Annotated in this window: 13 protein-coding genes; 2 read left to right on the forward strand and 11 right to left on the reverse strand. The window is 66.0% G+C overall.

The genetic code is table 11. The features are described 5' to 3' along the window. Positions 1–26: 26 nt before the first annotated feature. The 4 genes from LRX77_RS08230 to LRX77_RS08245 form a co-directional block, all read right to left on the reverse strand. Positions 27–236, reverse strand: a complete 210-nt coding sequence (locus tag LRX77_RS08230) for a hypothetical protein (protein ID WP_231832421.1) — start codon at positions 234–236, stop codon at positions 27–29. Positions 237–242: 6 nt separating this feature from the next. Continuing rightward, positions 243–620: a DUF948 domain-containing protein gene (locus LRX77_RS08235; RefSeq protein ID WP_231832422.1), complete on the reverse strand. Its 378-nt coding sequence runs from the start codon at positions 618–620 to the stop codon at positions 243–245. Between the two features lie 45 nt (positions 621–665). Continuing rightward, positions 666–1,295, reverse strand: a complete 630-nt coding sequence (gene rpsD, locus LRX77_RS08240) for a 30S ribosomal protein S4 (RefSeq protein ID WP_158031588.1) — start codon at positions 1,293–1,295, stop codon at positions 666–668. Positions 1,296–1,454: 159 nt separating this feature from the next. Next, positions 1,455–2,918 carry a replication-associated recombination protein A gene (locus LRX77_RS08245; protein ID WP_231832423.1) on the reverse strand — a complete coding sequence of 488 codons (1,464 nt, stop codon included), beginning with the start codon at positions 2,916–2,918 and terminating at the stop codon, positions 1,455–1,457. 126 nt (positions 2,919–3,044) lie between these two features. Between LRX77_RS08245 and LRX77_RS08250 the strand changes: the two genes are divergently transcribed. Beyond that, positions 3,045–4,280, forward strand: a complete 1,236-nt coding sequence (locus LRX77_RS08250) for a DUF349 domain-containing protein (protein ID WP_231832424.1) — start codon at positions 3,045–3,047, stop codon at positions 4,278–4,280. A 122-nt stretch (positions 4,281–4,402) separates the two neighbouring features. Beyond that, positions 4,403–5,017: a hypothetical protein gene (locus LRX77_RS08255; RefSeq protein WP_231832425.1), complete on the forward strand. Its 615-nt coding sequence runs from the start codon at positions 4,403–4,405 to the stop codon at positions 5,015–5,017. Here LRX77_RS08255 and LRX77_RS08260 read toward each other — a convergent pair. The 7 genes from LRX77_RS08260 to ruvC all read right to left on the reverse strand — a co-directional run bounded on the left by LRX77_RS08260 (position 5,007) and on the right by ruvC (position 13,315). Further along, positions 5,007–7,274, reverse strand: coding sequence for a RelA/SpoT family protein (locus LRX77_RS08260; protein ID WP_231832426.1), 2,268 nt, complete (start codon positions 7,272–7,274; stop codon positions 5,007–5,009). The two genes, LRX77_RS08255 and LRX77_RS08260, sit on opposite strands and share 11 nt — an antisense overlap. 41 nt (positions 7,275–7,315) lie before the next feature. After that, entirely contained in the window at positions 7,316–8,383 is a 1,068-nt protein-coding gene (gene secF, locus LRX77_RS08265) for a protein translocase subunit SecF (protein ID WP_231832427.1), read from the reverse strand. Further along, positions 8,383–10,302, reverse strand: a complete 1,920-nt coding sequence (secD, locus tag LRX77_RS08270) for a protein translocase subunit SecD (RefSeq protein WP_231832428.1) — start codon at positions 10,300–10,302, stop codon at positions 8,383–8,385. Before secD ends, secF begins: the two co-directional genes overlap by 1 nt. Positions 10,303–10,458: 156 nt before the next feature. Beyond that, positions 10,459–10,917, reverse strand: a complete 459-nt coding sequence (gene yajC, locus LRX77_RS08275; RefSeq protein ID WP_231832429.1) for a preprotein translocase subunit YajC — start codon at positions 10,915–10,917, stop codon at positions 10,459–10,461. A 78-nt stretch (positions 10,918–10,995) separates the two neighbouring features. Then, entirely contained in the window at positions 10,996–12,102 is a 1,107-nt protein-coding gene (ruvB, locus tag LRX77_RS08280; RefSeq protein ID WP_231832430.1) for a Holliday junction branch migration DNA helicase RuvB, read from the reverse strand. Next, positions 12,099–12,698 carry a Holliday junction branch migration protein RuvA gene (ruvA, locus tag LRX77_RS08285; protein WP_231832431.1) on the reverse strand — a complete coding sequence of 200 codons (600 nt, stop codon included), beginning with the start codon at positions 12,696–12,698 and terminating at the stop codon, positions 12,099–12,101. Before ruvA ends, ruvB begins: the two co-directional genes overlap by 4 nt. Next, positions 12,695–13,315 (reverse strand): crossover junction endodeoxyribonuclease RuvC, encoded by a 621-nt coding sequence (gene ruvC / locus LRX77_RS08290; protein ID WP_231832432.1) that lies wholly within the window; start codon positions 13,313–13,315, stop codon positions 12,695–12,697. The genes ruvA and ruvC overlap by 4 nt, the downstream gene beginning before the upstream one ends.

The raw sequence follows: 13,315 nt of genomic DNA on the forward strand, positions 1-13,315 counted from the left end.
GTGAGAAGTTGTGGGTTCGTCGCAGATCAGTGCTGCGCGGCGTCGCGCAGTTCGTCCTGCAGATCGTCGATCGCGTCCCGAACCTCCGTCGTGCGTTCCTGAAAGCTGCGCACCACGGTGTCGGCGAAGTCGTTCACTTCGTCGAAGAAGGCCCGACCTCGCTCTGTCTTCGACACTTTGTGAGCCACGAGGAATCCCGTGCCGACGCCGATGATGAACCAGAATGCCTTGCCCATATGCGCCTACTTTCGCTTCGCGGTGGTCTTGGCCTGCTTCGCCGTCGTGCGACGGCTCCTGCCGAACGACGCCGCGATGCTCGCGATGCGTCCGAGCGGCGAGTTGACGACCGAGGTGACCGTCGTGACGATGCCGCTGACGTTGTCGGCAACCTTCGTCAGGTTGGTCGTGATGCCGTCGACCTTGACCAGCTGGCGATTGGCCTCGGCCACGGTCGCCGTGCTCTCTTCGATCAAGGGGGCGACGTTGTCGGTGAGATCGCGCACACTCTCGCGTGCCTCATCGAGCAGATGGCCGAGCTTCCAGAGCGGCACGATCAGCACCGCGACCAGAACGACGAAGGCGATCGCAGCGATCAGCGCTGCAATGTCCCCTCCAGTCATGACCGTTCTCCTCTCTCCCACCGACAACGTCGGGTGGGTCAGTGATCAGCGCGCAGCGTAGTACTCGACGACGAGCTGAACTTCACAGGTGACGGGCACCTCGGCGCGCTTCGGGCGACGCGTCAGCGTGGCCTCGAGCTTGTCGAGCGTGACGTCGAGGTACTCCGGCACGGCCGGCAGAACCTCTGCGTGGGCGCCTTCTGCGGCGACCTGGAAGACGTCGAGCTTCTCGCTCTTCTCGTGCACGTGGATGAGCTGACCCGGCTTCACGCGGAACGACGGACGGTCGACGCGTTCGCCGTCGACCATGATGTGACGGTGCACGACCAGCTGACGAGCCTGCTGGATGCTGCGGGCGAAACCGGCGCGCAGCACCAGCGCGTCGAGGCGCTGCTCGAGCAGCTCGACCAGGTTCTCACCGGTCAGGCCCTCCTGCTTGCGAGCCTCGCTGAACACGCGGCGCAGCTGTGCCTCGCGGATGCCATACTGGGCGCGCAGACGCTGCTTCTCACGCAGACGCACCGCGTAGTCGGAGTCGGTGCGGCGCTTCGTGCGGCCGTGCTGACCCGGGGGGAACGGACGGTTCTCCATCAGTCGGGCAGCCTTGGGGGTCAGTGCCACGCCCAGGGCGCGGGACAGACGGGTTTTGCTATGAGTACGCGACTTCGTCGCCATTGTTTCCTCTCGATGACGCTAAATACAATCAATCAGTGAGCCGGGGCAACGCTCGGCTACAGAGCGCCACCATTCACTCCGCGGGCGCAGCCGCTCGCCGTGCAGAGTTCAGGCCGAATAACACTACCACGCTCCCCGTTCGCGGCGCCCGCCGCACCGTCAGTTCTTCTCGGGCCCGCGGTCGGCATCCGCCGTCTTCTCGGCTGACGGGTCACCACTCTCCTCGGCGACCGGTGCAGCGGGCGTCTTCGCCGTGCGCTGCATCGTCAGACCGGCGAGCAGTCGGCGCACCTGGTCGAGGCGGCGGCCGATCGTGGAGTCGAATCCATGGCCGGTCGGCTCGTAGTAGCGGCGTCCCCGCAGCGTGTCGGGCAGGTACTGCTGGGCGCTCACGCCGCTGGGCTCGTCGTGCGGGTACTGATAGCCGATGCCGTGCCCCAGGGCGCGCGCACCCCTGTAGTGCGCGTCGCGCAGATGAGCCGGCACCTCGCCGGCGTCACCGGCACGGATGTCTGCGATCGCGCGGTCGACGGCCAGGTACGCCGCGTTCGACTTCGGGGCCGAGGCCAGATAGACCGTGGCCTCAGACAGGGGGATGCGCCCCTCGGGCATGCCCACCATCGCGACTGTCTGCGCGGCGGCCACGGCGATGCTCAAGGCCTGCGGGTCTGCGGTGCCGATGTCTTCGGCGGCCGAGATCATGAGACGACGCGCGATGAACCGGGGGTCTTCGCCGCCCTCGATCATGCGGGCGAGATAGTGCACCGCCGCGTCGACGTCTGATCCGCGGATCGATTTGATGAACGCGCTCACCACGTCGTAGTGCTGATCGCCGTTCTGGTCGTAGCGCACCAGCGCCCGGTCTGCCACGACGGCGACCACGGCGGCGGTGATGCGCGGAGGCTCAGCCTCTTCAGGCGGCTCGCCGTCTGTCTCGGCGGCCGCTCTGTCTGCGTCTGCCTGCCCCGCGGCCGCCTCGAGCAGAGTGAGCGCGCGACGCGCGTCGCCCGAGGCGAGCTCGACGATCGCCGTTCGGGCCTCATCATCGATCGTGACCGCCGCGTGGAGGCCTCGTTCGTCGACGACGGCGCGATCGATGAGGGCGAGCAGGTCGTCATCAGAGAGCGACGTCAGACGCAGCAGCAGCGACCGGCTGAGCAACGGCGAGATGACGGAGAACGAGGGGTTCTCTGTGGTGGCCGCCACCAGAGTGACGACGCCGTCTTCGACCCCGGGCAGCAGGCTGTCCTGCTGCGCCTTGGTGAAACGGTGGATCTCGTCGAGAAAGAGCACCGTCTGGGTGCCATAGAGGTCACGGTCTGCCTGCGCCTGCTCCATCACCCGTCGGACGTCTTTGACGCCCGCGCTGATCGCCGAGAGTTCGATGAATCGGCGCTGCCCTTCGGTGGCGATCACATGAGCCAGCGTCGTCTTGCCGGTTCCCGGTGGGCCGAAGAGGATGACCGATGCCGGGGTGCGCTCACCTTCGGTCGGGTGGCACAGCCGCCACAACGGCGTGCCCGGGCGACGCAGCTCGTTCTGGCCGACGACTTCGTCAAGCGTTCGCGGTCGCATGCGCGCCGCCAACGGACGACTGGCTCGGGCACCTTGCAGAGACGTCATGCCGACAGCGTAGCGCCACCCGACGACACCGCTGGCAGGACGGACGCCACCAGCGCGTCACGTGCACGGCAGCCGTTTGTCACCGGCTAGACTGGTGCAGCATCGAAGCGGGATTTGAGGAGAGTCGTGAGCGAGACACACCAGCAGCAGTTCGGCCGCGCCGACGGCGAGGGCAACGTCTACCTGATCACAGGTGACGGCGAACGCTGGGTCGGGCAGGTCACCGGAGCCACCGCCGAGGAGGCGCTGGCCTTCTACAGCCGCAAGTTCCAAGACCTCGTCGGCCAGGTCACCCTGGCCGAGCAGCGGGCGCGCACCGGCGCGAAGGCACGAGACGTTCGCAAGAGCGTCGCGGCACTCGACGAGGCGCTGAAAGAGCCGGCGGTCGTGGGCGATCTCGATGCGCTGCGCACGCGAGTCGATGCGCTGCGCACACAGGTCGACGCGTTGGAGAGCAAGCAGCAGGAGCAGTCGGCGCAGGCCGTCGCCGAAGCGGCAGCGCAGCGCGAGGCCATCGTCGAGAAAATCGAGCAGCTGGCCGCCACACCGGTCGCCAACATTCGCTGGAAGGACGTGCACGGCCAGGTCGAGCAGATCTTCGGCGAGTGGAAGGAGCACCAGCGCACCACGGCCCGTCTGCCCAAGCAGCAGGCCGATGCCCTGTGGGCGCGGTTCAAGCAGTCTCGTCGCAAGCTCGAAGACGGACGACGCGCGTTCTTCGCCGGCCTCGACGAGCAGCATCGCACGGCCAAGCAGACGAAGCAGCAGCTGGTCGAAGAGGCGCAGAAGTTGGCCGAGCAGGCCGAGCCCCGCGTGAACGACTACCGCGCACTGCTCGACCGCTGGAAGGCCGCCGGACGTGCCGGGGCCAAGGTGGACGACCGCCTCTGGGAGCAGTTCAAGGCCGCCGGCGACGTCATCTTTGCGAAGAAGCAGGAGCACGACGCTGTCACCGACGCCGAGTACGCAGAGAATCTGCAGAAGAAAGAGGGCGTGCTGACACGCGCCGAGGCGCTGCTGCCGGTCACTGACTGGAAGGCCGCTCGTTCGGCGCTGCGCCGTCTGCAAGACGAATGGGATGAGATCGGCCGAGTGCCTCGTGCCAGCATGCGTTCGGTCGAGGCCCGACTGCACGCCGTCGAGACCGCGGTCAAAGAGGCCGAAGACGCGCACTGGTCCAAGCGCAACAGTGAGAAGAGCGATCGCGCCACGGGTCTGGCCGCGCAGCTGCAGCAGAGCATCGCCGATCTCGAGACCGAGCTCGCCGACGCTCAGGCAGCCGGAGACGACAAGAAGGCGGCCGAGGTCTCTGCAGCGCTCGAGACGCAGCGCAGCTGGCTGAAGGCCACCGGCATCGCCTGACCCGTCATCCGTCCGGCAGGCCCGGGAGACACTCCTTTCCACAGAGGCGTCTCCCGGGCTTTTCCGTCCACATCGACGGATTCTCCCACCTGCTCTGCCGGCGACTGTGATCGGCTGAGATCATGATCGATTCCGCTGCCGACGCACGACGCATGACGAAGACTCCGACCTCTGCTCCCGAGCAGATGTCCGAGAGCTTCGCCCTGACGGCGTTCTTCTCGCCTGAAGAAAGACGGCGACTGACGCTCGACGGACTGCTGAACGATCTCGGCGGCGCGCACCTCCCCTGGTTCGCCGCCAGCACGCCGAGAGCACGGGCGACGTCGCTGCCCTCACTGCCCGAGCACTTGGTCTGGGCTGGTCGAACCGCTGCGTGGGTATGGACAGGGTCACGTCGTCGCCCGTTCTACGAGGCGATGACGGCGCCCGGCCGCCGCTGGGACGTGCGCAGAGACGCCCTCGGCCGCGGAGTGATCTGCAGGATTCGCCATATGCGCCTGCTGCGATCGCACGTGAGCGTACTCGATCGCGCTCTGGTCACCGATCCGGCTCGCACGGCGAGAGACCTTGCCATGACGCTGGAGCACCCAGACGACTGCGTGCTGCTCGCCGCCCTCGCCGCACAGCACCGCCCAGACGTCGAACGCGCGCTGTCGATGCTGCCCGCTGGAGATCAGGCTCAAGCATCATCGCGCGCCCGGCGGCTGCTGCAGCAGGCCCTCGCGCTCACCCGTTGACGCGGTAGACGTCATAGACGGCGTCGATGCGTCGCACCGCGTTCAGAATGCGATCGAGATGCACGGTGTCACCCATTTCGAAGACGAACCGAGAGAGCGCGAGACGATCGTCAGAGGTCTTGACCGAGGCAGAGAGAATGTTGACGTGGTGCTCCGAGAGCACACGGGTGACGTCCGAGAGCAGCCCGGAGCGGTCCAGGGCCTCGACCTGGATGTTCACCAGGAACACGCTCTTGTGCGTCGGCGCCCAAGACACCTCGACCATGCGATCGTGCTGCTTCTCGTTGAGATCGGTCACGTTGCGGCAGTCCGCACGGTGCACCGACACGCCCGCGCCACGGGTGATGAAGCCCACGATGTCATCACCGGGCACCGGCGTGCAGCACTTCGCCAGTTTGACCATGACACCGGACTGCCCACGGACCAAGACCCCGGAGTCGCTGGAGCCCGAACGCTGATGCGTCGTCGGGTGCGGATGCGCCATGATCGGCAGTTCGCCGGTGGTCTCGTCGAACTCGTCGAGTTCGATGCGTTCGATGACCGACTGGGTCGAGACGTGGCCCTCGCCGAGCGCCGCGTACAGCGCACCGATGTTGGGGTAGCCGAGGCCCGATGCCACGCGCGTGAACGCCTGCTGGTCGCCGATGACGCGCAGCGGCACCCGATTCTTGCGCAGAGCCCGTTGCAGGGCCTCTTTGCCTGCCTCGATCGACTCGTCGCGACGCTCCTTGCTGAACCACTGTCGAATCTTCGCTCGGGCTCGCGGGCTGGTCACGAACGAGAGCCAGTCTTTGCTCGGCCCTGCATCGGCAGACCGCGAAGTCAGAATCTCGACCACTTCACCGCTGGCGAGTCTGGTGTCGAGCGGCACCAGACGCCCGTTCACCTTGGCGCCCATCGCACGATGCCCGACTTCGGTGTGCACTGCATACGCGAAGTCGATCGGCGTCGCCCCGCCGGGCAGACCGACGACCTTGCCCTGCGGGGTGAAGACGTAGACCTCTTTGGCCCCGATCTCGAATCGCAGCGAGTCGAGGAACTCCCCCGGGTCTTTAGTCTCGGACTGCCAGTCAGAGAGGTGCTGCAGCCAGATCAGCTCCTGGTTGATGCCCTGCTCGGCGGCCTGATTCATCATCGGCTTCGCCCCGCTGGCCTTGTAGAGCCAGTGCGCGGCGACGCCGTACTCTGCCCGCTGATGCATCTCGTACGTGCGAATCTGAATCTCGACGGGGCGTCCGTCCGGGCCGATCACCGAGGTGTGCAGCGACTGGTACAGGTTGAACTTCGGAATCGCGATGTAGTCTTTGAAACGCCCCGGGATCGGGCTCCAGCGAGCGTGGATCGCACCGAGGGCGGCATAGCAATCACGGATCGAATTCACCAGAATGCGGATGCCCACGAGGTCGTAGATCTCGTCGAACTCCCGCCCGCGAACCACCATTTTCTGGTACACGGAGTAGTAGTCTTTCGATCGTCCGACGACCTCTGCCTTAATGCGCTGACGGCGCAGATCATCGTCGACCATCGAGATCACACGCTTGACGTATGACTCGCGTGCCGGTGTGCGCTCTTTCACCAGACGCACGATCTCGTCGTACACCTTCGGGTACAGCGCCTTGAACGAACGGTCTTCGAGTTCGTGCTGCAGCGCGCTCAGACCGAGTCGATGAGCGAGCGGCGCGTAGATCTCGAGCGTCTCTTTGGCCTTGCGCGCCGCTTTCTCAGGCGGCACGAAGCCCCACGTGCGCGCGTTGTGCAGACGATCGGCCAGCTTGATGACGATCACCCGCACGTCACGGGCCATGGCGACGACCATCTTGCGCACGGTCTCAGCCTGGGCGTTCGCCCCATACTTGACTTTGTCGAGCTTCGTGACCCCGTCGACCAGCATGGCGATCTCGGCACCATAGTCTGCGGTGAGCTGGTCAAGCGTGTATGCGGTGTCTTCGACGGTGTCATGCAGCAGTGCGGCGGCCACGACCTGGGCGGTCACGCCCAGATCGGCCAGAATCTGCGCCACCGCGATCGGGTGCGTGATGTACGGTTCGCCGCTCTGACGCAGCTGCCCGTCGTGGGCGGCATAGGCCGTCGCATACGCCCGCCTGACCAGCGCGAGGTCTTCTTTCGGATGGTGGTGCCGAACCGTCTGCACCAGCTGCGAGACCTGAGCGTCCAGCCCGGTCGCGGGGCGCTGAAAGAGGCGGGGCAGTCCGAGGCGTCGCGGAGCCGACGGTGTTGACTGCTGCTGCTCAGGCATGGTGTCGCCCCTTGCTCGGTCGTGCTTGGTCGTGCTCCTGACTACTTCAGATTACTCGGTTCGTCTGCAGACTTCGCATCGGCTGCCGCGGCTTCCTCGGTCTCTCCCACCTTCGGCTCAACCGTTTCGAGCCCGACACGGTGCTCGGCGACGGCTGCGTCATGCTTCACGATCTTCGGCTCTCTGCTGCGCAGCAGCGCATACGTGGGAGCCGCCAAGAAGATCGTCGAGTACGCCCCGACCAAGATGCCGATGAAGAGTGCCGTCGAGATGTCGCGCAGAGTGCCTGCTCCGAGAAGCCCGCCGATGAACAGAATCGAGGCGACCGGCAGTAGGGCCACTACCGTCGTGTTGATCGATCGGATCAGCGTCTGGTTGACCGCGAGGTTGACCAGTTCGCCGAACGTGCGGGACTTCTGTTCCTCGAAGCCGCGCGTGTTCTCGCGAATCTTGTCGAACACGACGACGGTGTCATACAGCGAGTAGCCGAGAATTGTCAGAAAGCCGATCATCGCCGAGGGGGTGACCTCGATGCCGACCGCACCGTAGATGCCGGCGGTGACGACGAGGTCGTGGAAGAGGCTGAGCATCGCCGCCAGCGACATCTTCCACGTTCGGAAGTAGATCGCCATCAGCACCGAGGCCAGCACCAGGAAGATGACCAGACCGCGCAGCGCCTGCGCGCCGACGTCAGCTCCCCAGCTCGGGTTGATGTACGAGACCGCCACGTCGTCGGTCGGCACCTGATACGTCTGTGCCAGAGCCGATGAGATCTGCTTCGACTCGTCTTCGCTGACCTGGTAAGTCTGCACACGAATGGTGTCGTCGCCGATGACCGCGATGCGCGGCTCGGTCTCGCTGTTCTGCAGCACCGATTCGACGGCGTCTCGGGCCGGCTGTTCCTGTGGGTCTGCCACGTGCGTCACGCGGAACTCACTGCCGCCGCGGAACTCGATGCCGAGGTTGAAGCCGCCTCGAGCGATCGGCAGGATCACCGAGAGCAGGATGAGCACGGCGGCGATGAGGTACCAGAGCTTCCACCGGCCGGTGAAATTGATCGAACGCTTGCCTGAATGCAGGTCGAAGCCCAGCTGCGAGAAGGCGGCCATCAGCGCTGCTCCCCCTTCTTCTCATCGGCTGCCGAGTCTGTCTGGGCAGCACTCTTCGGTGTGTCGTTCGTCGGGTCCGACTCGGCCGGGTCAACGACGTCATGCGGATGCGGTTCGAAGCCCGCTGCGCGAGCCTTGCGTTCGGCGATGGTCAGTCGTCGTTCGGCCTCCCCGGCCGCTCGGCGCGACTTCTTGGCTTTGCGGCTGCCTGGTTCTGCTGATTCGGCCGCACGAGCCGCGAAGTCCAGATTGAGTCGCCCGCGATACGCGTTGCCGAGCATCTGCGGGTTGAGTCCCGAGAAATGATGTCCCTCGCCGAAGAAGCGTGTGGTCGAGAGCAGCTGCATCATCGGGTGAGTGAAGAGCATCACGACCACGAGGTCGACGATGGTGGTCAGGCCCAGCGTAAAGGCGAAGCCCTGCACTCCGCCCACAGCCAGCAGGTAGAGCACGGCGGCTGCGAGGAAGTTCACCGTGTCTGATGCCAGAATGGTGCGCAGAGCCCGCTTCCAGCCGATCTCGACCGCCGGGATCAGGGTCGACCCGTCTCTGAGCTCGTCGCGTATTCGTTCGAAGTAGACGATGAAGGAGTCGGCGGTGATGCCGATCGCCACGATCAGACCTGCGATGCCGGCCAGCGACAGTCGGTATCCCTCTGACCACGACATCAGGGTGACGAGCAGGTAGGTGATGGCCGAGGCGAGCACCAGCGACACGATCGTGACCAGACCGAGCGCACGGTACTGGAAGAGCGAGTAGACCACGACGGCCAGCAGACCGATCGCTCCGGCGATGAGTCCGTAGACCAGCTGCTGAGAGCCGAGTGTCGGAGTGATCTTGTTCTGGCTCTGCACATCGAAGCTGATCGGCAGCGCGCCGTACTTGAGCTGGTCGGCGAGCGTCTGCGAGCTCTCTTGGGTGAACTGGCCGCTGATCTGCGCGCGACCATCGGTGATGATGGCGTTCGACGTCGGGGCCACGATGACCTGCCCGTCGAGCACGACGGCGAAACGGTTGGCCGGCTCGGTCTGGCTGGTGAGATCGCTGGTGACCTTGTGGAACATGTCGGTGCCGATGTCGTTGAACTCGATGTTCACGACCCAGTTGTTGGTGACGGTGCCGTTCTGGCCGGCCTGCTGGCCCGCCTTGGCGTCGCTCAGCTGCTCGCCGTCGAGCAGCGCCCCATCGGCCTTCTCGTCCTGACGGTCGACGGGCGAGAGCAGGAGCTTCTCGCCGTTGGCGCTGCAGGCGATCTTCGGCAGATCCGCGCTGCTGACGCTGGTGCCGTCGGCGTCGACCGAGGTGCGGTTGGGCACGGGGTCGGCCATCTTGTACTGCTGCTGCGATGCGTCGTCTCCGCTCGCTGCAGCCGACCCGTCCACGGGGACCACGCAGCTGTACGCGTCGAACTGCGCGATGATGTCGTTCGACGCTGTCGTGCGAGCCGCGGTCACAGCGGGATCCTCACCGTCGAGGGTGGGCACCTTCTCGGTGGCGCCCGCGGTGGTCGGCGTCGTCGAGGTGGCACTCGCAGAGCGCCAGACCCGACGGAACTCGAGCTTCGCAGACGACCGGATGCGCTGCAGCTGCTCATCGGTGGGGTCTCCGGGAAGACTGATGACGATGTTGCGGCCACCCTGCGTCGTGATCTCGGCTTCGGACACACCGCCCGCATCGACGCGCTGACGCATGATGCTCTGTGCCTGCTTCATCTGGTCGGCGCTCGGGTCGCTGCCGTCCTCGGTCTGTGCGGCCAAGACGATCTCGGTGCCGCCCTGCAGATCGAGTGCCAGCTTCGGCGTCGCGGAGGCTCCGCCCCAGAGGATGCCGCCGCCCAGGGTCGCCGCGAGAGCGACGATCACCACCCCGAGCCAGATCAGAGACTTGCGTGCCTGTCGCACCGGACCGCTTGCTGCCACTGTGTCGTTCTTCCTCGTCATCAAGAGCACATGACCAGTCGGTCAGCGCACCGAACCGAGCGGTCGTTCCCCCCGGCTGTGTGGTCGTCTCGTCGAGACCTGACCACTCACGCGAATGAGCCGATGCGCATGGGCACCGGCTCATTCGTGTGTCATCTAGTTGTTTTTGGGCTTGTCGTCATCCTGCGACGACGCGTCAGCATGATCAGCGGTCGTGTCATAGTTCGAACCGCCGTTGTAACGGTCGTTCTCATCGCTGCGCAGGCCGTACTTCGGCGAGCCGTCTTCGGCGGTGAGCGGCTCGGCGGCCGATGTCGAGTCTGGCGTCACGGCAGCGGCCTGGGCGTCGTCGGCCGGTGATGACTCGACCTTGGTGATGGTCTGGCGGTGCACGCGCACGAAGGTCCCGGGTGTCGACTCGAGCGTCACAGTGTTGTTGGCCTCGTCGATGTCACGGATCGTTCCGAACAGGCCGAAGCTGGTCATGACCTGGGCGCCGACGACGGCCTTGTCCTGAGTCTGCTTCGCCTCCCGCTGCCGTTTCTTGTTGTTGCGGAACGTCACGAAGATCAGCACGACGAATACCGCCAGCAGAATCAGAAGCATTGGATCCATGGAATAAATCTCCACTCTCATCGTCGGTTGCGGTCATCGGGCACGCAGAGACGCCCCGATCCAAGTGACTAGGCTACCCTAATCGTCCAGAAGCGTGGGCTGTGCGTTCTCTGCGGATCCAAGTTTCGCCTCCGGCGGAATCAGGCCCAGATGGAGCCAGGCCTGTCTCGACGCGACCCTGCCCCGCGGCGTCCGCAGAACAAGACCGCTGCGCACCAGGTATGGTTCGACGACCGACTCCAGAGTGTCGGTCTCTTCGCCGACGCTCATCGCCAACGGCCCCAGACCGACCGGCCCTCCAGAGAACTGACGGACCAGCACGCCGAGCACGTCCCGATCCAGCCGATCGAGGCCGAGTGCATCGACCTCGTAGAGCGAGAGCGTCGACGAGACGGCCTGCAGCGGCCCTTCGTCGGGATGCACGATGAGATAGTCGCGAACGCGGCGCAGCAGTCGATTCGCAATGCGCGGTGTGCCTCGGGAGCGAGAGGCGATCTCGACGATCGCGTCTTCGCTGAGTTCGATCTCGAGCAGTCCGGCCGTTCTGTGCAGCAGCTGGGCGAGTTCCTCGGGCGGGTAGAACTCCATGTTCGCGGTGAACCCGAAACGGTCGCGCAGCGGCGCCGGCAGGGCTCCGGCGCGCGTCGTCGCACCGACCAGCGTGAACGGCGCCAGTTCGAGGGGAATCGATGTCGCCCCCGGGCCCTTGCCCACCATGACATCGACGCGGAAGTCCTCCATCGCGAGGTAGAGCATCTCTGCCGCCGGCTTCGCGATGCGATGGATCTCGTCGATGAAGAGCACCTCGCCCTCGGTGAGCGAGCTGAGAATCGCCGCGAGATCGCCTGCGTGGGTGATGGTCGGGCCGCTGGTCAGGCGCAGCGGTCGGCCCAAGTCGTGTGCGACGATCATGGCCAGCGTGGTCTTGCCGAGCCCAGGAGGCCCGGCCAGCAGAATGTGATCAGCTGCGCGCTCTCGCACTCTGGCGGCCTGCAGCACGAGATCGAGCTGTTCGCGCACGCGACGCTGCCCGACGAACTCGTCGAGATGCTGCGGTCGAAATGCGACGTCATTGGCCGAGTCACGGTCGTCGAGCGGCGTCGGCGAGACGATGCTCTCGGCGGCGGTCTCACCGTGCGGCGCGTCGTCGCCCGTCGAGGCGCCGGAGCGACGTGTCGCGCTCATCGGGCACCGCCGAGCAGGGCCAGTGCGGCACGAAGCAGCGCGTCATCGCCTTTCGCACCCACCTCGACGGCTCGGACGACCGCCTGCTGTGCGTCGCGCTCGGCCCAGCCGAGTCCGACCAGAGCGGCGACCACGTTGACCGATGCCGCGGCGGATGCCGGAGAGGCCGACTGCGTGGGCGCCGGTGGTGCGATGCGCCCGGCGAGCTGTACGGTGATCAGCTTCGCCGTCTTGGCCCCGATGCCCGAGATGGTCTGAAAGGTCTTGGCATCCTCATCGGCGACCGCCTGAGCGATGCGCTGCGGCGACAAGCCGCTCAGCACGGCGAGGGCGAGCTTCGGCCCCACCCCGCTCACCGTGCGCAGCACGTCGAAGAGCCCTTTCTCTTCGGGAGTACGGAATCCGAACAGCGTGACGGCGTCTTCTCGCACGATCATGACGGTGAGCACGCTGACCTCATCGCCCTCACGCAGACTCCGGGCCTGCTCGGCGGTGACCGAGACCAGGTAGCCGACGCCGTTGACGTCGATCAGCAGCTGGTCTGCCCCGGCGCTCACGACCGCGCTGGCGACGGTGCCCCTCAGTGATCCGATCATCCTCGCCTCATCTTCCACTGCCCCATCTTGGCCGCCTCGCTCGCGGTGACCCTCGGGGTCGCCCCGCCTCGCTCGCGACCCAGCCGCCACTGCCGCTGCGCCGCGGTCTCACCGGCCGGTGACGCATCCCTCGCATCGCTCGCCGTCGGCTTGAACGACTCGCAGATCGCCACAGCCAGCGCGTCGGCCGCATCGGGCGGCCCGTCGACGTGGTCGATGCCGAGCAGTCTCGCGACCATTTGCTGCACCTGCGGCTTGTCTGCTCGTCCGCTGCCGGTGACCGCGGCCTTCACCTCGCTGGGAGTGTGCAGCACCAGCGGGATTCCGGCTTCGCCGGCGAGGTGCATCACCGCACCGATGATATGGGCAACGCCCATCACCGACGGCAGATTCTGCTGTGCGAAGACGCGTTCGACCGATACGGCCTGAGGCCGGTGTCGCCGCATGAGCCGGTCGATCTCATGCGAGATGCGATGCACACGCACCGCGATGTCGATGCCCGGGTCTGAGCGGATCACGCCCACATCGACCAGCGACACGCGTCGCCCCGGGTGCGACTCCACGATGCCGAACCCGCAGCGGGTCAGGCCGGGGTCGACGCCCAGGATGACTGACAT

The organism is Pseudoclavibacter sp. 13-3 (assembly GCF_021168475.1).
Taxonomy (GTDB): domain Bacteria; phylum Actinomycetota; class Actinomycetes; order Actinomycetales; family Microbacteriaceae; genus Pseudoclavibacter_A.

Excerpts from the sequence above, each read along its gene's own strand:
- yajC (WP_231832429.1), bottom strand. The coding sequence starts at position 10,917 with ATGGATCCAATGCTTCTGATTCTGCTGGCGGTATTCGTCGTGCTGATC.
- ruvB (WP_231832430.1), bottom strand. The coding sequence starts at position 12,102 with ATGAGCGCGACACGTCGCTCCGGCGCCTCGACGGGCGACGACGCGCCG.
- ruvC (WP_231832432.1), bottom strand. The coding sequence starts at position 13,315 with ATGTCAGTCATCCTGGGCGTCGACCCCGGCCTGACCCGCTGCGGGTTC.
- rpsD (WP_158031588.1), bottom strand. The coding sequence starts at position 1,295 with ATGGCGACGAAGTCGCGTACTCATAGCAAAACCCGTCTGTCCCGCGCC.
- LRX77_RS08230 (WP_231832421.1), bottom strand. The coding sequence starts at position 236 with ATGGGCAAGGCATTCTGGTTCATCATCGGCGTCGGCACGGGATTCCTC.
- LRX77_RS08235 (WP_231832422.1), bottom strand. The coding sequence starts at position 620 with ATGACTGGAGGGGACATTGCAGCGCTGATCGCTGCGATCGCCTTCGTC.
- secF (WP_231832427.1), bottom strand. The coding sequence starts at position 8,383 with ATGGCCGCCTTCTCGCAGCTGGGCTTCGACCTGCATTCAGGCAAGCGT.
- LRX77_RS08245 (WP_231832423.1), bottom strand. The coding sequence starts at position 2,918 with ATGACGTCTCTGCAAGGTGCCCGAGCCAGTCGTCCGTTGGCGGCGCGC.
- LRX77_RS08255 (WP_231832425.1), top strand. The coding sequence starts at position 4,403 with ATGATCGATTCCGCTGCCGACGCACGACGCATGACGAAGACTCCGACC.
- ruvA (WP_231832431.1), bottom strand. The coding sequence starts at position 12,698 with ATGATCGGATCACTGAGGGGCACCGTCGCCAGCGCGGTCGTGAGCGCC.
- LRX77_RS08260 (WP_231832426.1), bottom strand. The coding sequence starts at position 7,274 with ATGCCTGAGCAGCAGCAGTCAACACCGTCGGCTCCGCGACGCCTCGGA.